Source organism: Shewanella sp. S1-49-MNA-CIBAN-0167, assembly GCF_040310145.1.
Taxonomy (GTDB): Bacteria; Pseudomonadota; Gammaproteobacteria; order Enterobacterales; family Shewanellaceae; genus Shewanella; species Shewanella psychromarinicola.
The window spans coordinates 1-21,596 of record NZ_JBEOPO010000011.1; the positions used below are offsets into that span (position 1 = coordinate 1).

Sequence of the window (21,596 nt, forward strand, 5' to 3'; positions counted from 1 at the left end):
TAACGTGGTTGGTGCAATCCGACTTGGTCACTTAACAGAAGCGGTCATTGAGCAATATAGCAAAACGGTTAACGGTGCATCCATCATCGATTTTTTAAACCAAATTAGAGCGCGTTACTCAACAAGTGGTGTTATCCATTTGGTGCTTGATGGCGCTGGATACCATCGAAATGCCTTAGTGGTTAAAGAGGCTAAAAATCTGAATATAACATTGCATTACCTGCCACCTTATAGTCCAAATTTAAACCCAATAGAACGATTGTGGAAGGTAATGAATAAGCATGCGAGGAATGGGCAATACTTCGCAACGACAAAAGAATTCCGACGAAAAATCACTGACTTTTTTAGCATCACCCTCCCCGATATTGCCGATACACTCGGTGATACAATTAATGATAACTTTCAGAAATTAAAACCTGCAGTTTGAATTCACTTGAGTATATAAGGTAAGTCTACCGGAAGAAATGGAGCTCGGTAGGCTTTTAGTCATCGAACTTCAGCCAAAATCGACATTCACTCGAGTCACAATTATCTGAATGTCAGAGAAACAAAAGGCTACTACACGTTATCGCGTAATAGCCCCAATGTAAGTAACCCCATCTTCAAACCCGAGTTAAGGTTAAGTAAATTGGTTAGTTAGTTGATCAATATATCACTAGGTTATTTTTTATTTTCCCATGGCGTTTTGGCATTCATGTCTGATAAATCATAAGGCGTTAACTGATAAACGTAATAGTTAAGCCAATTACTGACTAATAAACTGCCATGGCTATGCCAACGGACAATAGGATCTTGATTGGGATCATCTTGACGGTAATAATTTTTGGGAATATCAGGGTTAAGTCCCTGGCCCACATCGCGGACATATTCTTCGTTTAACGTGTCTTTTTGATACTCAGGATGGCCCATAACAAACACATTATGGTTATCGCGACTGAGCACAATATAGGCCCCAGCTTCATCAGATTCTGCCAACACTTCTAAATCAGGATGTTGGCGAACTTGTTCGATGTCCATTTCAGCAAATCGTGAATGCGGCGCAAAAAATTCATCATCAAAACCACGTAATAATGGATGCGGGTCGCTGGTTCGGCGATGATTAAATACCCCTGTACGTTTGTTCGCTAATAACCGACGGTGCAAATCATATAGATGATAAAAACCAGCATGAGCAGCCCAACACAGAAATAATACTGATGTCACATGTTGTTGAGACCAATCCATAATCTCGCGAATATGGTCCCAATATTCAACATCTTTAAAATCAATTTGCCCTAGCGGCGCGCCCGTAATAATCAAGCCATCGTAATTGTTATGTCTGATGTCTTCAAAATCACGATAAAAAGTATTCATGTGGTCCACTGAAGTGTGCTTCGATTCTTTATCATGAATGCGTAATAAATCAACCCCAACCTGCAATGGTGTGTTACCCAGTAAACGTAATAGTTGGGTTTCTGTTTCGATTTTATTAGGCATTAAATTCAAGATTAATACCCGCATTGGACGAATGTCCTGATTGGCTGCACGGGTTTCTGACATCACAAAGATATTTTCTGACTCTAAAATACTTGCCGCTGGCAGGTTATCTGGAATTCGAACCGGCATACTTGTTACCTTTTGTGTGGATTAAACAAATTATCTTGCGTTTGTAACCATAAGCATCTTACTTAACAATGAGCTTGTCGTAACGATCATATCGTCGCTTAACCGACTTACATAGAATGTGCAGACATAATTAACGTATTTAACCCTGCATTTATTACCGATTGAGATCACAAAACCGATATAAATTTTTGCCTAAAAAACCGCCCAAACATCTGCATTATCATCGTCACATTATGTTAAAAAAATAATGATCTACCTGTCTATAAGGCTTGTAGCATGCTCGACTACCCTATCATGGCCGTGAGTACCAAGCGCTCACGGTTAACAGCTTTTATCATACACAAGGATGTCTAGAAGTCTACACGTCTTAGTCGAAAAATTTTCCTGCTTGTTATCAATAACTGATATTCCTATTATAAGGCACCATATTACGATGATGTTTACTATGTTGACAACGACGTCTACCGCGACAGCAATGATTATTGGTGCCAGTTCGCAATTAAGCCAAGCGCTTGCACGGCAGCTATCTGAACAAAACGTATCCCTAGTACTTTTTGTACCAGAAGCTGATCAGCTAACTGAATTTTGCCAAACCTTACCTGGGGAAGTGACTGTATACCCTTTAAGTATTGGCCAACCTGAACGGTTAATTGAGCAGCTCACCACGGCATGGGAGCAACACAATGGCGCTCATCTAGTGATAGTGAATACGGGTGTGAATCACTACGATGCCACGCTACCTTGGCCGATTGAACAACATATTATTGATGTGAATGTCAGAGGATTTGCCGCCATCAGTAACTGTATTTTTAAATTAATGTGCCAACAAGGTTATGGTCAACTCGCCGCTATTAACTCTATTGCCGGCCAGCGCGGTGGACCAAATGTGGCTTACCATGCATCTAAAGCGTTTGCGGTTAATTATCTACAAGGTTTGTGCATGCATGCGCAACGATTGAAATTGCCCATTACCATCAGCGATATTCAATTAGGGTTATTTGACAAGGCTATGTTACTCAACACTGCATTTTTATTGTCGCCGATAGACAAGGTTGCCAAACAAATATTAACCGCCCTTAAAAAAGGTAAACGGCGAGTATATGTCACTAAACGTTGGCGTGTTGTTGCGTGGATGAATCGATTATTACCTGAATATATTTATAATACCCGTCATTGGAAACCGCGTAAAAAAACCAAGTAATTCATACCAATAAAAACAGGAACATATTAGTTCCTGTTTTTTTATACTCTTACTTTAGCTTCACTTAACTTACTTTAGCTACACTTATTTTGCTTTATTTTTGCTTATTCTTGCTTATTTATTACTGTCGCTTAATAAGTATAACCCACACTTATCATATAAACCCATGGATCAATATCGGTCTCCACTACCACATGATCCGCGCCTAAATCAAAGCTCACGTCGGTTGAGATTTGTGCATACCACACGGACGCATTAACTAACCATCTTTTGTCAATTTGATAATCAAGTCCAACTTGACCTGCCAAGCCCCAAGAGTTAGATAAACTTAAATTATTTAAACCAAGATCTTTCGCTTCTTGAGTAAATTCATTGTCATAGAAATTAGTAAAGTTAACCCCTAAACCAATATAAGGACGCAAAGCCGATTGTGGATCACCAAAGTAATATTGTGCTACCAGTGTCGGAGGCAATTGCTTAGAGTCAGCTATTTTACCTAATTCGCCCAGTGACACATCGTGGCTAAAAGGCGATGCGGCCAATAATTCAATACCAACATTATCAGTTAACATATAACCAAAATTTAGCCCTAACTGCACATCACTATCAACGCCAAATTCAGCAATATTGGCCACTACAGGGCTCGACTCATTAGGGGCTACCATCGCCACACCAGCCCGAACAATAATGTCACCGGCTTGATGGGCTGCGGCGCCAAATGATAAACCAGCAGTTAATAAAGAAACGGCAACTAAACTTAGGGTAATTTTCTTATTCATTTTTTAACACTCCTTGGTAATGACAACCGGATGCAAATCAATTGCATCCTCAACATTCGCAGTCAACCTACCTAAGTCATTGATGAATAACATTGATCTAGATCAGTTAAAACAGAATACCTCTAAAGTGGTAGTGCTTTGTTCAAATATACTTGATTTGGATCACAAGTTTCACAAAGTGGATCTGCATCTGAATCTCATATTAAGGAAAAGTGCGAGGCAAGAACGGGGGTGTTGAGTGATAAATAGCCGTGACTGAAGATAACTTAATCGTTAAGCTCAGATCGTGATATTAAATGGTCTCTAACAGCTATTTCCCCTCGTTGAGCTTCGTTAACTTAGGGTATTGGGTTAGCCAGTTTTTTTGAACTAGTCTGGATTCAAAAACACTAATATCACGCTTGGGGTTGGCACATAACGTGAGAGCAAAAAGACCTTCTAATCCAAAAACAGCATCCACGCTTATCTCATGCTCATTGATTGAAATAGAAGGCGAGCTTAGGGTTAACGCTGTGGAGTTATCGACATTAACATTGACTAACTTAACACCCACAGCAGTTTGTTTTTCAGGCCAATAAGACATGGCGTCAAGGCACGAGGAATAAGCAGGATCGCCATGTTTAACATGCATTCTGGCTTGATTTTTAACTGACCAGGGTAAATCTGCTCGCTGCCTAAGTTCGGCTTCAATGGCGCGGTCTCGCTCCACTGACACATTGATATCACACCAATATATAACATCAATATCATTTAACGGCTGCGGCTTAAACTTGTGTAATTTATCCCATACCAAATTACGCACAAAGCCTGCAGCGATATACCAATCTGTAATATAAAGTGGTTGTAATACCGCACGGCAAATGTGCAAGGCATGCAGACGCTGAGCATCATCTTGCAACCATGTCGATAACTGCCCAGCTAAGTCATCTGGCTTCAATGGATGTAACGTTCGCTGACTAGCTGGCATCATGCTGTTGCTCTGGTGCTGCATCAGCAAAGGCCGCTAATTGTTGGCACTCATCCCAAATGCTGACAATATTTGGATATGCTGCAAGGTCAAGATTAAAGCGCTTGGCATTATATACTTGTGGGATCAGACAAATATCGGCCAGTGAAGGCTTATCACCAAAACAGAAACGTCCGCAGTGGTGACTTAGTTGTACTTCTAACGCAGTAAAACCAAGGTGGATCCAATGATGATACCAGCGCATTTTATCGGCTTCTGACACACCCATTTCATTGACTAAATATTGTAATACTCGCAAGTTATCTAAAGGGTGAATTTCACATGCAATCGCTTGGGCCATACTGCGCACAATGGCACGATCTTCAATATTGGTTGGAAGCAAGTGATGTTGCGGATACTTGTCTTCAAGAAACTCGATAATGGCCAGTGATTGTGATAATGTCAGTTCACCTTGCTCACCGTTATCAACCAATACCGGCACTAAATGCTGCGGATTGAGTTGATGATATATTGCAGAGTTTTGTTCACCGCCATTATTCACTAAATGCACCGAAATATGCTCTGCCGTTAACTGTTTTAAATTTAACGCAATCCGCACCCGATAAGCCGCACTTGAACGCCAATAGCCGTAGAGTTTCATGTCAATATCCCTGTTGTTTTATGATTAAAAAAGGCAATAACGATTTATCGCTATTGCCTTTTTATGTCGATTTATATCACTGCAATAATCTTAGGCTTTGTACTCAACCACTTTTTGATCAATAGAGCCAAAAATACTCACACCGTTGTCATCAAACATTTCAATACGAACGCTGTCGCCAAAGTGCATAAAGGATGTTGATGCTTTACCATCGGCAATAATTTCAAGCATACGCTTTTCCGCCAAACAGCTTGAACCCGCACTGCGATCATAATTTGAAATGGTGCCAGAACCAATAATAGCCCCGCTACCTAATGGACGCGTTTTAGCCACATGTTCCACTAACTGACTAAAGTTAAAGGTCATATCAACACCCGCATTGGGGCGGCCAAACAATTCACCATTTAAGTGGGTGACCAATGGTAAATGTACTTTACTGTCTTGCCATTTATCAGCTAATTCATCTGGGGTAATAGCAATAGGCGAAAATGCACTTGATGGCTTAGATTGGAAAAAACCAAACCCTTTACCTAACTCGCCGGGGATCAAGTTGCGCAGTGATACGTCGTTGACTAACATCAATAATTTGATGTGTTTAGTGGCATTTTCGCTGCTAACACCCATGGCAACATCATCGGTAATGATGGCGATTTCTGATTCAAAATCAATTCCATACTCTTCACTTGTCACTTCGATATTGGCTTTAGGGGCAATGAAACAGTCTGAACCGCCCTGATAGACTAAAGGATCCGTCCAAAATGATGCTGGCATTTCAGCGCCACGTGCTTTACGCACCAGTTCAACGTGATTCACATAGGCACTACCATCGGCCCACTGGTATGCACGAGGTAACGGAGATAAACAACGTGCTTCATCAAAATCGGCTGCATTGTCCATTTGGCCATCGTTAAGCGCTTCATAAAGTTCATTTAATTGTGGATACAATAAATCCCAAGCATCAAGTAATTGCTGCATTGTATGGGCAATAGCAGGTACAGCGACCGCTTTGGTTAAATCTCTACTGACTAACATCAATTGGCCGTCGCGACGTCCGTTGTGATAACTTGCAAGTTTCATTATGGCTCCTAAATACTGGATGAACGTGGCGGATAATCCACACTACACGCTCAATTTGATCATACAAATAACCCATCACAGCAAAAAAGCCTATAGCGTATGCTAAATCACATTTTGCTGGCATTAATGGATATTTGTAAATTATTGGTTACTTTAATATAAAATAATCGAAAACACTGATTTACAGCGTTAAGGTGACTAAAATGCCATCAAAATAGTTGGCATTAAATCGTTACATTACTTTTTTTTACTAATACTGTAATCGCGTAATTTATTGGCAATGGCGGTATGCGATACCCCAAGTTTTTTTGCTAATTGGCGTGTACTTGGGTACGCAGGGTATAACCGACGCAATAAACCTGCTTCGTATTCTTTCATGGCTTGGTCTAGGGTGCCTTCAAATTCCTCATCGAAGTAACCAAAGCCTTCAGCATAGGATGGTAATTTAAGCTGCTCGACCGTCAATTCAGTTGAACCGTCCCACATCGACACCGCTCTAAAAATCGCATTTTTCAATTGACGTACATTACCCGGCCACGCATAGGTAAACAGGTAATCACGACAGCTTGCCGAAATACGCCTTAAGGGACTCGATAACTGCTGACTATAATGTTCTAGAAACATTTCAGTTAACGGGATCACATCCACACGGCGCTCACGCAGTGATGGCATGTGATAACTGAGTACATGAATACGATAATATAAATCTTCTCGAAATTCGCCGGTTTGGCAAAGTTCAGCTAAATGTTTTTGGGTTGAACAGATAATCCGCACATCAGCGCGCACTTCTTCATCACCGCCAATCCGCCTAAAGGTTCCGTCTTGCAATAAACGCAGTAATTTGACTTGCGCCGCTTTGGACATCTCAGCAATTTCATCAAGAAACACAGTCCCGCCTTTGGCTTCTTCAAATAGACCGCGTTTAACGACAGTGCCATTACTGACAAAGCCAAATAATTCTTCTTCTGCAACGCTATCAGGCAGCGCGGCACAATTAATGGCAATGAAAGGATGTTCACGGCGCATGCTAGCATCATGACTAGCACGAGCCATTAGCTCTTTACCTGTGCCGGTTTCACCGGTGATCAGCAAGGGGGCATCTAGTTGCGCCATCCGTTTTGCTTGCTTGAGTATCTCTTTCATTTTGTCACTAACGGCTAATACGTTATCAAACCCAGTAGTCTGATTTTGCAGTGCATTAAACTGTTTACCCACTCGGGCTGGCGATTTCAGCGAGATAACCGCACCGGCTAAAATCGTTTTGTCATTATCATCAGGCAAGAAAATTGGCAGCATTTCGGCTAGATATTCACTGCCATTAATTTGCACCCGAGTCGCCTGAGCCAATACCGGCGTTTCGCTCATCCAACGGGCAACGTTAAACCCTTGTACCCAATGATTAAGTGACTCACCCACTACCTCATGTTCACCCATACCGAGCGTCAATAACGCTGACTCATTAGCAATGCGGATCCGACCTTTAGCATCGGTTGAAAAGACTGAATCAGGTAAGGTTTTAAGTAAGGTTTTTAGAGCGTAATGCTCTTGCTCTGATGGCATAAATGACACAGTACGAACATCATTTACACTTTCAACCTTGCGGATTTGCGGCATTAACTCGCGCAGTGTTTCAAAACTAATCTCAGCAAATTGCAGAAATAAGAAACCCCGATTACTGGCATCAATAGCCATTAAGTTAATGCCGTGATTTTCAAGCACGACGAGGATGTCTTTCGCTAAACCCACGCGATCAATACAGCTGACTTCCAAACGCATAATGTAACGATTCCCTATTTATTTAAGGTTTGTTTCGGAAATTTGGCATAACGTTAGAGGGATATGGCTTCGGTGGCAAGTGAAGTTTACAGCAGAATTGTAACAGAGCAATTATTTCAGCATATTACGTTAACGTAATATACTGAAATCGATGGTGATCGTCATTAATCTACAGCAACTGGTCGCTCTTGGCTGCCATAATAAAATCATTCTTATGGAGCCCTTTAATGGAATGTGACCACCAGGTCACCGTCACTTTACCCCATTCAGTTAAGATCCCAGGGTGGTGAAATTCAGCCTCAGCTAAATCGGCCAATTTATTGGTAAAAGCCATGGCCAATTTAAAGTTTTTGAATTTATATACCCGCTCCAGCTGCATAATACCGTCACGAACTTCCACGCCCCAATCGGGGATCATACCGATAAGCTCAGCTAATTCAGCATCGGTCACTTTAGGTGCATCCGCTTGGCATGCTTCACATTTCATCTCAGTTAATGCGTTCATTTACACTCCTTGACTTAATTAAATGGTTATCTTGCTTGCAGGCTGACGAGTCAAATGATGCTTACCTCAGCTGCAGTTAATCATTAGCTTGCTTTCACTTTAGGGGCAAACTTAGGCTCAAACATGCCTAATTGTCGCGCTTTGGTTACCATTGCCATAATATCCATACGCGCAACTTCATCAAGGTAGTCAATATTTTCAATCACGTAATAAATAGGCTGCATAATATCTATACGATAGGGTGTGCGTAATACATCCAGTAGATCAAAAGGTTTACGTTCTGGTGCATCACTTAGCGCATACAGGGTTTCTCCTGGTGAACTTAAAATACCGCCACCATAGATGGCTAAAGGCTCATTTTTCGCTTGAACCAAACCAAACTCAATAGTGAACCAATATAATCGTGCTAAAAAGACCCTTTCTTCTTTTGACGCAGCAAGCCCTAATTGACCATACATATGCGAGAAATGAGCAAATGATGGGTTGGTTAATAATGGGCAATGACCAAATATCTCATGAAAAATATCGGGTTCTTGTAAATAATCAAACTCTTCTTTGCTACGAATAAACGTTGCTACCGGAAATTCTTTATTGGCCAATAATTCAAAGAAACGTCCAAATGGAATTAATGCGGGCACGGCTGCCGTTTTCCAGCCTGTGGCGTCTATTAACACTTTATCAATTTCAGGTAACTGTGGAATACGATCAATAGACATGCCTAATGCATCTAACCCTTGTAGGTAAGCATGACAGGCTTTGCCCGGCATATTGGCCACTTGGCGTTGATACAATTGTTGCCATAATTGATTCTCATGTTCTGAATAATCTATGTAACCCTGGGCATCAGGTTGATGTGCAATATACTTTGTTGCTGTACTCATAAGCTCCACTTTACGTCAACTTCAGTTATTACATAGTGTGCCATGGTTAACGTTTTGTTAACTCCCTCACCATTTTTTGTCGCTGGGATATGTTGCTTGAAATGTAAACAAATGGGTACAGGCACGATTAAAGGGTGTTTTATATGACGATTGCTTAATTATCCAACACTGATAGGAACAAGCTGTCATGCGGTTTATAAGCCGACCAGTAATTATTTCAACATGAATGCCATAATTTAAATGGCTATTGAACTGTGATAATTTACAATAACCGTTGAACTTGACTCATTAATTCACAGGACGATTTATCTATGGCTATTTTGGTAACCGGTGGTGCCGGCTATATTGGCACTCACACAGTCGTTGAGCTATTAAATGCCGGACAGGAAGTGATTATTGTTGATAATTTATCAAATTCAAGTGTTGAAGCCTTAGCCCGTGTTCATACCATTACCGGTAAAGATGTGACGTTTTATCAAGGCGATATTTTAAACAAAGCCTTACTGCAAAAAGTTTTTGCTGATCACAGCATTGAATCTGTCATTCATTTTGCGGGATTAAAAGCCGTCGGTGAGTCAGTAGCAAAACCGTTGAAGTATTACGAAAATAACGTTACTGGCACCATCATCTTATGCCAAGTGATGGCAGAAAATAACGTTAAGAACCTAGTCTTTAGCTCATCGGCCACTGTTTACGGCGACCCTGCTAGCCTGCCCATTAAAGAAGACTTCCCAACAGGCGCAACCAACCCTTACGGCCAATCTAAATTAATGGTTGAGTATATTTTAGCGGACTTACACAACTCGGATAACAGTTGGAATATCGCCCGTTTACGTTACTTCAATCCTGTTGGCGCTCACGAAAGTGGCCTGATTGGTGAAGATCCTAACGATATCCCTAACAACTTAATGCCATTTATTGCTCAGGTTGCTGTTGGTAAACGTGAAAAATTAAGCGTCTTTGGTGATGACTACAACACCCCAGATGGCACCGGCGTGCGTGATTATATCCACGTTGTTGATTTAGCCGTAGGCCATTTACAAGCATTGAAAAAGCTGCAAACTAAACCTGGGTTAGTGACTTATAATCTCGGGACAGGCATAGGCTACAGTGTGTTAGACATGGTCAAGGCGTTTGAAAAAGCCTGTGGTAAAACCATTGCCTATCAAATCAGTCCCCGCCGCCTTGGTGATATCGCAGCCTGCTATGCAGACCCTAGTTTTGCCGCTACAGAGCTTAACTGGCATGCAACCCACTCAGTAGAGGACATGGCCAATAGCAGTTGGAAATGGCAATCAACTAATCCTGATGGTTATAAATTGCCAAGCACTTAACAATTTTTTGCTGCAGCTAATGCTAATATTGCCTGCAGCAAGCCCGTTTCGGTCTAATTGGGATAATAATGAGTCAAAGCATCAATCAAAGTCGTCGGAATCTTTTTAGTCGCAGAAAAACCAATGTTATCCGTCCGCCTTGGAGCAAAGCTGACCAAGAATTTACCGATAATTGTACCCGCTGTGATAAATGCATTACCGCATGCGAAACAAGTATTATCAAACAAGGCGATGGTGGCTTTCCTGAAATAGATTTTAGCCTTGGTGAATGCACGTTTTGCCAGAAATGTGTTGATGCATGTCCAGAACCAGTGTTTGAACGCGCTCAATCCTTACCTTGGTCAATTACCGCCAGCATAAAAGAGAATTGCTTAACCTATGAAGGCGTCTGGTGCCAGAGCTGTAAAGATGCCTGCGATCCGCGCGCAATTAGCTTTATCATGGCGGTAGGACAAGTGCCTAAACCCGTTATAGATACTGACGCTTGTAACGGTTGCGGTGCTTGCGTGTCCCCTTGCCCTGCGGATGCGATAATTATCGGCCACCCAAGCTAATTTTTATCCCAAAGCGTAGAAAGATATTAAGTATTCAATCAGCGATTTTGGTGTTGTTCATTAGCCTTTAGCGCTATATTACCCTCTCAACGTAGACATAAGAGCACTAAGATGTTTGGTCAAAAAAAACCTGCTAACTCACTAAGCTTTATCGCGCAAGAATGCCATTTAACCGGTAAACTCATTTTCAGCGGTGATGTGCTCATTGCGGGCCATGTCAGTGGCGATATTAAAGCACAAGGCAATGTGACCATTGAACCGAGCGGCACCGTCGATGGTGATGTCTTATGTCGCGAGTTGATGATTGCTGGGCAATTAACTGGCAAGGCACGCTGTAAAAAAATAACGCTTCATGATCAAGGTATTTTTGAAGGTGATGCATATTGTGAAAACATTGAAATTTTAGATGTTGGTCAGTTTTTAGGTTATCGTCACCGCGATCCTCTCACAACCGCCTAATGAGTGGCTTCGGCAGGCATTTTACCTGCAGCTTTAACTTGCACAATAATAGGGCCAACGGTTATCAATATTATGTCAGCTAACTTGCGATGGTTTGTCTAAAGAGGCCATCGATAATGTGGTGAATTACCGACAGTTAAGGAGGCTGCCGGTTAATGAGCTGGCACAATATTAACCACATCCACGATAAACTTCGTTTGATGAAGTGAGCTTAGTCAGTTGCCCTTGTAAACCAATAACATATTTTCGATAAAAATCCGTCCAGTTCATCATTTAACGCCCAAACTAATGCCTATTGATCATCACTGGTTTGAGCTTGTTGTTGCCATTGACGCAACAACGCCACAAATTCTTTGGGGTCTCGGTCTAAACTATCAATCGATAAATACACATGGTAACCCAACTGTTCATTCAACGTTTGACAACGATGGCCAAACATAGCCAGTACCCCACGATAACGTTCACCGTTAACCACTAACGGAGTGAACTCAGCACCTAAATAGCCTTCTAAACTTTGTAAGTCTTCATCCTGGGTGGCCGCGGTCATTAATAGTGGCCGCTGCTCGGTCAGTAATCCGGTGGCCAAGCGCAGTGAAATACAATCTAAAACGGGATTAATGTGTTTAAGCTTGACGCCAATATAAGGCAGTTCAATTAACTCCATGTTTTGATTTACTCGCACATTATCAAGTCGTTGAATATTGTGCCATTCAATAAACACTTGTCCGCGGCGATGAAAAAATGCTACGCCTGCTGTGGTTAGCTTAAAACTGACGGCTGGCTGGTACACTTTGGAGACACCTAAAACCAGCGCAACTGAACCTAAGGCAAAACACAGCATACCGGGCACAAAAAAGCCTTTAAACCCGATAAAAATAATTAAGCTAGTTACTAAACTCACCGCCCCAACAACGGTGAGTGTAATGCCATTACGTTTAATAAAAGGGCTGATTAATAACTCGTCAGTGACCACGATTTCTCCTTTAAACTAATTGTGATAGAAGTCTATTTTATGACTAATAGGTTTTATGACTAATAGGTTTTATGGCTAATAGTTTTTAATTATGTGAATTAGCTTATCTCTTTGATCTGCAACCACAACATGCCGACATATTCATGGATAGCTTTCTGAGATGCTAATAACTGATCTGCACCTAAGCCCCACCAATAACTTTGCCTAGCAATAAAGTCACTGGGCGCCGGCTGTGGTTGCATATCCAGTGAGGTAAATATTTGCATAGATCTAGGCATGTGCGTAGCCGACGTCACTAACCTAAACGGTCTATAGCCAACAATATTCTTAAGTGCATAAGCTTCTTCAATGGTATCTTTAGGTTGATTAAATACGACTATATTGGCTGTTGGGATCCCTAATTCTTCTGCGGCTTGTGCCATAATCGTCGCATGAGCTGTCGACTGGTTTCCACCACTCCAACCACTGACAACTAAGGTACAATGTTGACCGAGACCAAACTGACGAATGCCTTCGGTTAATCGAGCCAGTGCCGTCGACGATAGTTGCTGTACTGCGGTATGGCCATATTGCTCACGATTACCCGATCCCAATACCATCACAACACAAGTGCCAGTAATCGGTTGATGATTAACTTGATACTGTGATTCTAATGAATCCGCTAAAAAATAACTCACTTGCGATTGGCTTGTTAATGCTAGCACCAATATAGCGGTGATCAAGGCGACTCGGCCAAATCGCAGTAGCATGGCCCGTTGGGTTCGCCACAAGATGGCAGCAATAACAAGTAACATTATGCTAAAGGGGATCGGCATCACTAATTGCGATAAGATTTTTTTAAGCCAAAACATCGGTATATCACTTGATCAATTAACACTGTGGCTAGTTTATCGTTATCAGCTTCGAATACAAACCATATAGAGTAAACAAAAACGGCACTTGTTAAGTGCCGTTTGGTATAAGGAGCAGATTAACGCTCAATGATATGAATTAAGACTCGTTCTCACAGAAATGAAACTGAAGCTACGTCTGGTCTTTGCCCCACAGCCATGCTGCGCCGCGAACGCCTGAAGAAGCACCAAACTTATTCTTAACGACTTGGGTTCCGCATTCACGGCCAACAACATATTTGGGTAACACTTTAGGTAGTTCGGTATAAATGGCATCGATATTAGAGACGCCGCCACCGAGTACAATCATGTCTGGGTCCATCATATTAATCACGTGCGCAAGTGAACGCGCTAGACGATCGATATAACGCTCAAATGCAGCTGTTGCCAATGGATCACCCTGTTGCATCATTTCAGCAATTTGAATGCCACTGGTTGCTTCACCGCCTACGGCGCGAAAATCACGCACAAAGCCAGTACCCGAAATAAAGGTTTCAATACAGTCACGATTACCACAAAAACAAGTGGTGGTATTAAACTCATCGGCCGTCATCCAAGGTAGTGGATTATGCCCCCATTCGCCGCCAATGCCATTACCACCGCCATGTACACGGCCGTTAATGGCAATACCTGCACCACAACCTGTACCGATAATGCCACCAAAAACAACACCTTTACCGGCGGCAGCGCCGTCAACCGCTTCTGATACCGCAAAACAGTTTGCATCATTGGCAACACGCACTTCGCGGTTCAGCAATTCACTTAAGTCTTTGTCTAAAGGATGACCGTTAATCCAGGTTGAATTTGAGTTTTTTACCAAGCCGGTAAACGGTGACACGACCCCTGGGATCCCAACACCTACAGAACCGATTTGTCCTGTGGCCGATTCAGCATCGGCAACTAAACTCACAATGGCTTCAATGGTTCCAGGGTAGTTTTTGGGAGTAGAAATGCGCTTCCTGAAAATTTCAGCACCATCTTCGGCTAACGCCACTATTTCAATTTTGGTACCACCGAGATCGACGCCCATGCGCATCATAACTTGTCACTCCATTTGCTGATTATTAATTGGGATTCCATATTTGACCAACAAAGGCTGAAAACGATTCCAACTACTTGCGGGCAAACCATGCCGATGATGCGGCAATAAAATACGGATTTAAAATATTTTCTTTCTGGTTATATTGCAGTGGTGTTAGTGCCGGATATTCAACAACCCGTCCACCCGCACTTTCCAATACCGCTTGCGCTGCTGCAGTATCCCATTCACTGGTTAGGCCTAGTCTCGGATAAACATCGGCTTGGCCTTCGGCCACCATACAAAATTTCAATGAACTGCCGACGCTTAACATTTGGTGTTCGCCAATAGTCTGTAAATAAGCGGCAACATCTGGGCTAACGTGAGAGCGACTTCCAACTACAATAGGTGGCGATTGCACTGCTCGGTCATGAATATCTAATATCGATAACTGCCCGTTATGCTCAAGCCAAGCACCTTGGCCAACAATGCCGCTATAACATTTACCTAATACTGGCGCATAAACTACGCCGACTATCGCTTGTCCCTGGTGGATCAGCGCAATATTGACAGTAAATTCACCATTGCGTTTAATAAACTCTTTAGTGCCATCCAGTGGATCAATCAACCAATAGGTTTGCCAGGTTTGTCGTTCTGCCCAACTAATATCAGCATCTTCTTCACTCATCACAGCAATATCTGCAAAATGCTGTTTAAGGCCGGCAACAATCACATTGTGGCTAGCGATGTCAGCCGCGGTAACCGGGCTATCATCTTGTTTAACTTCAATCTGTAAATCAGTTTGAGCATAAACCTGCATAATGGCTTCGCCGGCTTGTTTGGCGAGAGTTACTATTTGCTGTAAGTCTGTTTTTGAAAATACAATGTTAGACAAATCAATTCCTTATCAAATTCATATCACGTTAGAGATCAACACACTATCGATACGACATTATGCCATTATTAACATCATAGATTGATAACCATTTGATTGCACTTCAATCAAAAATAACTAAGCACCGGTTTTCAACAACTAAGTATGATTGTTGAGTAACTGTATATTAACTCCGTTAGATACTAAGCCAAGCAACGTCACACTCAAGCAATACAGTCCATTTTTGTATTTGTATTCAACCGCTAGATATCGTTATGTCATCGTCTCGCATTCGCCAGTCAATATTAAAGCGCTATTATCACCTTCATTCTAATTATGATTAGCTAGGCTTATCAGTAATAAAATACCCCTAACCCCTTAATATTAAATATTTTACTGGCATTGAATGGTATTGCCGCCTTGCTTGGCTTGGATGACAACATCGCTAAAGCTTAATTCAACTTTCGCTTCCGTGGCCAGATAAAAAGGCGACACAAGTTTAGCAAAATCCATTGGCTCACCAGCGAAACAATTGAGCGATACACTGATGGCTTGCCATTCGCCTAATTTAGTATTGACCAGCTTGGCAATATCCACTTGTTGACGGCAATCACCTTCACACGCCAACCCTAACCACAACGGCTTTTGTACTGGTTGCAGCACTTTAATGCTCAGTGATAACGCTGAATGACCTTTGCTGTAGGCTCTAAAGTCGCGCGGGAAATTACTGATTAAACCAACAGTCCCTTGTTCACTACCATTAAAAGAGACTAAGCGTGCATCTTCTTGCACTACGCGATCCATAGTACGGATATTCAGTGCACTATTGTTTGCCACGCTGCTTGATAAGCCCTGTCGCTCATTATTGGTTGCTATGTACATTGACCAAGGAGATTTCACTGCGCGTTCAAATAAAGCTAAGTCTTCAAGTGTTTGAGTGGCTGAAAAATTATCTTCTGATAACTGATCTAAGGTTACCGCATCGGTTGACGCTGACTGATAGGTTAACCCATAGCCGTAAGGAATAAGCGGTTGATAGTCAGCTTGGGCTTGGGCGCTGTTATCTTGCGCTAATGGCACGTTAACTTGAGTTTGCTGTGGCGAAGATGGCCATGAGAATGACAATTTACCGACAAAATCATAAGCAACACTTCCATCTGGCTTAGTGAACAACACGTCTGCTATGCCTTGGCCTTCAGATCCTGGAAGCCACGCGGCAACAAACGCATCTGACTGGTTAAATTCAGGGTTAACCCACATTGGGCGACCGCTGATAAATACTGATACCACCGGGATCCCCTGTGCTTTGAGCTTTTTCAATAAAGCCAAATCGCGCTTATCGCCACGCTGATATTCTACGTTATCAATATCGCCGTTACCTTCTGCATAGGGCTCTTCTCCAAACACCACTATTGCAACATCAGGTTTTTGCTGCGGGTCAAATTCACCGGCAACACTCAATGTGGCTTTACCACCAGCTTGAGTCACCAATTTATCAATACCAGCGTAAATTGACGTAGCACCAGGAAAGTCACTATTTTGGTTATCAGTGCCCTGCCACGTAATGGTCCAGCCACCGGATTGTTTACCGATATTATCCGCAGCATCACCTGCAACCAACACCTTAACGTTCGGCTTTAGCGGCAATAATGATTGATTATTTTTAAGCAGCACTAATGATTCTCGTACCGCTTGGCGAGCTACTTCACGGTGACTTGCTTGACCAATTAATTCTGTTTTACCCGATAACGGACGATTGACAGGGCTAGGTTTTTCAAACAAACCCGCACGAAACTTGACTCGCAAAATACGGCTTACCGCATCGTCTATCCGCGCTTGACTAATCTCGCCGCGGTTAACTTGGGCGATAGTATTTTCATATAATGGTTTCCAAGCTGCAGTTGGCACCATAAAGATGTCTAACCCAGCATTGACGGCTTGCGCACAAGACTCATTAGTACAGCCTGCAACTTGTCCGTGACCGTTCCAATCACCTACCACAAAACCATCGAAATTTAATTTATCTTTAAGTACATCTGTTAATAGATATTTATTGCCATGATTTTTAACCCCATGCCAGCTATTAAATGATGCCATAACACTTTGTGATCCAGCATTGAGTCCACCCACATAGCCTTGTGCATGTATGTCATATAAGTCTTGTTCACTGGCCAGGTTTTCGCCCTGGTCTATGCCTTTTTCAGTTCCGCCATCACCTAAAAAGTGTTTTACCGTTGAAATAACATGTTGATCAGATAAAAAATCGCCTTTCACTGAGCCTTGTAGGCCTTCGACAATGGCATAAGCATAGGTTTTTACAATCTGTGGGTCCTCAGAATAACCTTCGTAAGTCCGGCCCCAGCGATCGTCACGCACCACCGCAACGGTGGGAGCAAATACCCAATCAATCCCCGTTACCATGACTTCTTTGGCTGTAATCGCAGCAATTTTTTCAATTAATTTAGGGTTATTGGCGGCGCCCAAACCAATATTATGCGGAAATAAGGTCGCGCCAATAACATTGTTATGACCGTGTACGGCATCGGTGCCCCACATGGTTGGAATATTAATGCCGTCGACGCTGTCATCAATTGATGCTTGATAAAATGATTCAGCTAACGCAATCCAATCTGCTGGAGTCGCGTGCTTGTCATTATTAGGATAAGCACCGCCACCATTAAGATATGATCCAAAACCATATTTACGCATATCTTCAACGGTAATATCACGGATCTCTGGCTGGATCATCTGGGCCACTTTTTGTTCAAGCGTCATCTTGGCCACTAATGCATCAATATTGGCTTCTAATGCTGGATCTTTTGCTATGGCTGGGGTTAATTGAGGCCAAATAGCTAATGACTTTGATGCGGTGTTCTCAGCGGTAACATTAATAACAGCGGCTTCTGTAGCAAGCTTATTTGTGGGTTGACTGTCGTTGCACCCGCTGAGGCTAAACAAAATACCTAAGGCAATCAAGCTGGTTTTTGTCGACGTTATGGCTATCGAGACACGCTGTAATTGAGTCTGTTTCATTGTATTTCCCTTACGCCATTTCTGTTGACACGGGGCGTTTTGCATCACACCCTATCAACCCGTAATAACCAATAAAGCCGTAACATAAAAGAGGCACAATAAACGCTAATTGAATGCCAATACTGTCCGCTAACATACCTTGAAATAACGGCAATACCGCGCCACCCACAATGGCTAAGCATAAAATGCCCGAACCTTGGCTAGTGTGTTGTTTTAAATCATGTAACGCTAAGCTGAAAATAGTGGGGAACATAATTGAGTTGCATAATCCGACTAGCAATAACGCCCACATGGCAACGGTGCCAGCACTTAACATGGCTGCAGCAACCAAAATACAAGCACATACCGCGTTAAACGCTAGCACCTTACCCGCTTTAATTTTTTGCATCACAGCAGCGCCAATAAAGCGCCCTACCATCGCACCACCAAAGTAGTAAGCAATATAATGTGCTGCCTGCGATTCAGACACCCCGCCAATATGATCTTGAGTTAAAAAACTGATCAAAAAACTGCCAATACCGACCTCAGCACCAACATAAACAAAAATACCTACCGCACCCAATACCAGATGTGGATATTGCCATGCGCTGCCTTTGACTGCTGCACTAGACTGAGTGTCTCGTTTACCCAGTAAAGGCAGTTTTAGCAAAATAAAAATGAATGCCAATACAAACAACGCACCCGCTAAAATAAGATAAGGCGTTTGTACTGCACTGGCTTGTTGCTGAACAGATAGCTGGCCAATCACTTCGCCAACTTCTGTGATTTTATCGTCGTGCTCCACCGTCGACAAAATTAACCAACTACCGAAAAATGGCGCAACGGTAGTGCCTAATGAATTAAATGCTTGGGTTAACGTTAACCGAGATGATGCCGTTTCAGCAGGGCCTAACGCACTGACATAAGGATTGGCTGACACTTGCAAAATAGTAATACCTGATGCTAATACAAAAAAAGCAAACAAGAACATATTGTAAGAGCCATAACTAGCCGATGGGTAAAACAGTAAACAGCCAATACAGGCAATAATTAATCCGGTAATAATACCTTTCTGATAACCAATCTTACCCACTAGCGCACCCGCCGGGATCGACACAATAAAGTAGGCCCCAAAAAAGCAAAACTGCACCAGCATCGCTTGGGTGTAATTAAGGTCAAACATATTTTTTAAGTAAGGGATTAAAATGTCATTGAGGCAGGTTAGAAAGCCCCACATAAAAAATAACGATGTTAACGCCACTAACGCAAAGCGAAAGTTCCCCTGCTGATGGGTTGAATTAATCTGAGTTAATTCTGATTGAAGCTGCGAAGTCGCCATGACATTCCCTTATTGTTGTTAATCGTTATGTTGGGTTGCAGTACCTTACGTCAGTGACAATATCACCAAAAATAATCTCCATATCGTCAGGTCAACACCGACAATGTTGCATTTGGTTCATTGATAATAATTAGCCGAATCAATTATTGACCTTTGGATAATTAATCACTAATCTCAATGTAAGCGCTTTCATTTTTAACATATCGATAACTGATGTCAACGATTTTTAAACGCTAGAGCATAATTTTTACTGTGTAGTTAACACGTCACAATGGCTTTTCTCGGGGTGTTTCAATCTAATACGTTATTAATAAAAATAGACAAAATTAATCAATACTAAGTGAATAAATATATGAAAATTATGTTACCAGCCGATTCCAAAATGCATTCAAAAGCGTTCACCTTTGGTGTGGCGACTGCTTCTTTTCAAATTGAAGGCGCAGTGGCATCACGCCTCCCTTGTATATGGGATACATTTTGTGCCACTAAAGGTAAAATTCGTGATAACTCTAACGGTGAGCAAGCTTGCGAGCACGTTAAATTATGGCGTGAAGACATTGATTTAATTGAATCATTAGGGGTTGATGCCTACCGTTTATCAATTTCCTGGCCTCGGGTTATGCACCAAGATGGCAGCCTTAACCCACAAGGTGTTCAGTTTTATACCGACTTACTTGATGAATTAATCCGTCGCGGTATTAAACCTTTTGTCACCTTATATCACTGGGATTTACCGCAACATATTGAAGATAATGGTGGTTGGTTAAATCGTCAAACGGCCTATCAGTTTGCGGACTACGCCGACAAAATCACTCAAGCGTTCGGTGACAGAGTGTATTCCTATGCCACCTTTAACGAACCTTTTTGCAGCTCTTACTTAGGCTATGAAATTGGCGTTCATGCACCTGGATTAGCGAAAAAGGCTTATGGTCGCCAATCGGCGCATCATTTATTACTGGCACATGGCCTAGCCATGAAGGTACTGCAAAAAAACAGCCCAACTAGCCAAAATGGTATTGTGCTTAACTTTACCCCTTGTTATAGCGCAACCGACAGCGTTGCAGACGTACAAGCCGCCGACAAAGCCGACCAATACTTTAATCAATGGTACATAAAACCGTTATTTGACCGGTGCTACCCAGACATCATCAATGATTTTGCCGCAGAAGATGTACCCATTATTGAAGACGGTGATTTTGATATTATCGCCCAACCCATCGATTTTTTAGGGATTAACTTCTATACCCGCGCGGTTTATAAAGCCGATGCGGAAAATGGCTTTAGCCAAGTAGACATGGTTGGCAAACCTAAAACCGATATGGGCTGGGAAATTTATCCGCAAGCCTTTACTGATTTGCTAACCTCATTACATGCGCTTTATCCATTACCACCGATATACATTACTGAAAATGGTGCGGCAATGAACGATAAACTGCTAGATGGCAAGGTAGATGATGTTGACAGAGTCAAATATTATGACGCCCACTTAAATGCAGTAAACAAGGCCATTGAACAAGGTGTTAATGTTGTGGGCTACTTTGCTTGGAGTTTGATGGATAATTTTGAGTGGGCAGAAGGTTATTTAAAACGCTTCGGTATTGTCTATGTCGATTATGCTAACCAACAGCGCACCTTAAAAACCAGTGCACACGCATATCGAGACTTTATTAGCGCAAGAAAATAACTAAACATAAAATGGAGATTAAGTCGTT

At 42.2% G+C, this 21,596-nt stretch carries 20 protein-coding genes; 6 read left to right on the plus strand and 14 right to left on the minus strand.

The window, feature by feature from the left end:
- Window positions 1-427, plus strand: a 427-nt coding sequence (locus AAEZ00_RS06850; RefSeq protein ID WP_351088473.1) for an IS630 family transposase, incomplete at its 5' end; no start/stop codon positions are given.
- Window positions 428-660: 233 nt separating this feature from the next.
- Here the strand turns inward: AAEZ00_RS06850 and metA are convergent.
- Window positions 661-1,605 (minus strand): homoserine O-acetyltransferase MetA, encoded by a 945-nt coding sequence (gene metA / locus AAEZ00_RS06855; protein ID WP_351088474.1) that lies wholly within the window; start codon window positions 1,603-1,605, stop codon window positions 661-663.
- A 445-nt stretch (window positions 1,606-2,050) separates the two neighbouring features.
- Between metA and AAEZ00_RS06860 the strand changes: the two genes are divergently transcribed.
- A complete protein-coding gene (locus AAEZ00_RS06860) occupies window positions 2,051-2,806 on the plus strand; it encodes an SDR family NAD(P)-dependent oxidoreductase (RefSeq protein ID WP_101034702.1) in 756 nt (251 codons plus the stop codon).
- A gap of 131 nt (window positions 2,807-2,937) precedes the next feature.
- Here the strand turns inward: AAEZ00_RS06860 and ompW are convergent, their stop codons facing one another.
- The 7 genes from ompW to phhA form a co-directional block, all read right to left on the minus strand.
- Window positions 2,938-3,585 (minus strand): outer membrane protein OmpW, encoded by a 648-nt coding sequence (gene ompW / locus AAEZ00_RS06865; protein WP_101032229.1) that lies wholly within the window; start codon window positions 3,583-3,585, stop codon window positions 2,938-2,940.
- A gap of 310 nt (window positions 3,586-3,895) precedes the next feature.
- Complete coding sequence (locus AAEZ00_RS06870) at window positions 3,896-4,555, minus strand: nucleotidyltransferase family protein (RefSeq protein ID WP_124011847.1); 660 nt, start codon at window positions 4,553-4,555, stop codon at window positions 3,896-3,898.
- A complete protein-coding gene (gene maiA, locus AAEZ00_RS06875) occupies window positions 4,542-5,192 on the minus strand; it encodes a maleylacetoacetate isomerase (RefSeq protein ID WP_351088475.1) in 651 nt (216 codons plus the stop codon). The genes AAEZ00_RS06870 and maiA overlap by 14 nt, the downstream gene beginning before the upstream one ends.
- A gap of 90 nt (window positions 5,193-5,282) precedes the next feature.
- Window positions 5,283-6,269: a fumarylacetoacetate hydrolase family protein gene (locus tag AAEZ00_RS06880; protein ID WP_124011849.1), complete on the minus strand. Its 987-nt coding sequence runs from the start codon at window positions 6,267-6,269 to the stop codon at window positions 5,283-5,285.
- Window positions 6,270-6,506: 237 nt separating this feature from the next.
- Entirely contained in the window at window positions 6,507-8,045 is a 1,539-nt protein-coding gene (gene tyrR / locus AAEZ00_RS06885) for a transcriptional regulator TyrR (protein WP_101032233.1), read from the minus strand.
- Between the two features lie 169 nt (window positions 8,046-8,214).
- Entirely contained in the window at window positions 8,215-8,550 is a 336-nt protein-coding gene (locus AAEZ00_RS06890) for a 4a-hydroxytetrahydrobiopterin dehydratase (RefSeq protein WP_124011850.1), read from the minus strand.
- An 83-nt stretch (window positions 8,551-8,633) separates the two neighbouring features.
- Window positions 8,634-9,431, minus strand: coding sequence for a phenylalanine 4-monooxygenase (gene phhA, locus AAEZ00_RS06895; protein ID WP_124011851.1), 798 nt, complete (start codon window positions 9,429-9,431; stop codon window positions 8,634-8,636).
- Between the two features lie 311 nt (window positions 9,432-9,742).
- On the opposite strand from phhA, the gene galE reads away from it, so the two are divergent.
- The 3 genes from galE (at window position 9,743) to AAEZ00_RS06910 (ending at window position 11,778) form a co-directional block, all read left to right on the plus strand.
- Complete coding sequence (galE, locus tag AAEZ00_RS06900) at window positions 9,743-10,765, plus strand: UDP-glucose 4-epimerase GalE (protein ID WP_351088476.1); 1,023 nt, start codon at window positions 9,743-9,745, stop codon at window positions 10,763-10,765.
- Window positions 10,766-10,833: 68 nt separating this feature from the next.
- Window positions 10,834-11,319, plus strand: coding sequence for a ferredoxin-type protein NapF (gene napF, locus AAEZ00_RS06905; protein ID WP_351088477.1), 486 nt, complete (start codon window positions 10,834-10,836; stop codon window positions 11,317-11,319).
- Window positions 11,320-11,430: 111 nt separating this feature from the next.
- Entirely contained in the window at window positions 11,431-11,778 is a 348-nt protein-coding gene (locus tag AAEZ00_RS06910) for a bactofilin family protein (protein WP_101032238.1), read from the plus strand.
- Window positions 11,779-12,070: 292 nt separating this feature from the next.
- On the opposite strand, the gene AAEZ00_RS06915 is transcribed toward AAEZ00_RS06910, so the two are convergent.
- The 6 genes from AAEZ00_RS06915 to AAEZ00_RS06940 all read right to left on the minus strand — a co-directional run bounded on the left by AAEZ00_RS06915 (window position 12,071) and on the right by AAEZ00_RS06940 (window position 19,884).
- Window positions 12,071-12,751: a DUF2982 domain-containing protein gene (locus AAEZ00_RS06915; protein WP_124011853.1), complete on the minus strand. Its 681-nt coding sequence runs from the start codon at window positions 12,749-12,751 to the stop codon at window positions 12,071-12,073.
- Window positions 12,752-12,849: 98 nt separating this feature from the next.
- Window positions 12,850-13,602 (minus strand): ElyC/SanA/YdcF family protein, encoded by a 753-nt coding sequence (locus tag AAEZ00_RS06920; protein ID WP_351088478.1) that lies wholly within the window; start codon window positions 13,600-13,602, stop codon window positions 12,850-12,852.
- Window positions 13,603-13,774: 172 nt separating this feature from the next.
- Entirely contained in the window at window positions 13,775-14,680 is a 906-nt protein-coding gene (mak, locus tag AAEZ00_RS06925) for a fructokinase (protein WP_101032241.1), read from the minus strand.
- A 73-nt stretch (window positions 14,681-14,753) separates the two neighbouring features.
- Entirely contained in the window at window positions 14,754-15,554 is an 801-nt protein-coding gene (gene cysQ / locus AAEZ00_RS06930; RefSeq protein WP_351077085.1) for a 3'(2'),5'-bisphosphate nucleotidase CysQ, read from the minus strand.
- A 372-nt stretch (window positions 15,555-15,926) separates the two neighbouring features.
- Window positions 15,927-18,566, minus strand: a complete 2,640-nt coding sequence (locus AAEZ00_RS06935; protein WP_351077088.1) for a glycoside hydrolase family 3 protein — start codon at window positions 18,564-18,566, stop codon at window positions 15,927-15,929.
- 10 nt (window positions 18,567-18,576) lie between these two features.
- Window positions 18,577-19,884, minus strand: coding sequence for a sugar MFS transporter (locus AAEZ00_RS06940; RefSeq protein WP_124011858.1), 1,308 nt, complete (start codon window positions 19,882-19,884; stop codon window positions 18,577-18,579).
- Between the two features lie 352 nt (window positions 19,885-20,236).
- On the opposite strand from AAEZ00_RS06940, the gene AAEZ00_RS06945 reads away from it, so the two are divergent.
- The gene (locus AAEZ00_RS06945) at window positions 20,237-21,568 is read left to right on the plus strand and encodes a GH1 family beta-glucosidase (protein WP_124011859.1); all 1,332 of its coding nucleotides are present in this window, start codon (window positions 20,237-20,239) and stop codon (window positions 21,566-21,568) included.
- The last annotated feature ends 28 nt before the right edge of the window (window positions 21,569-21,596 follow it).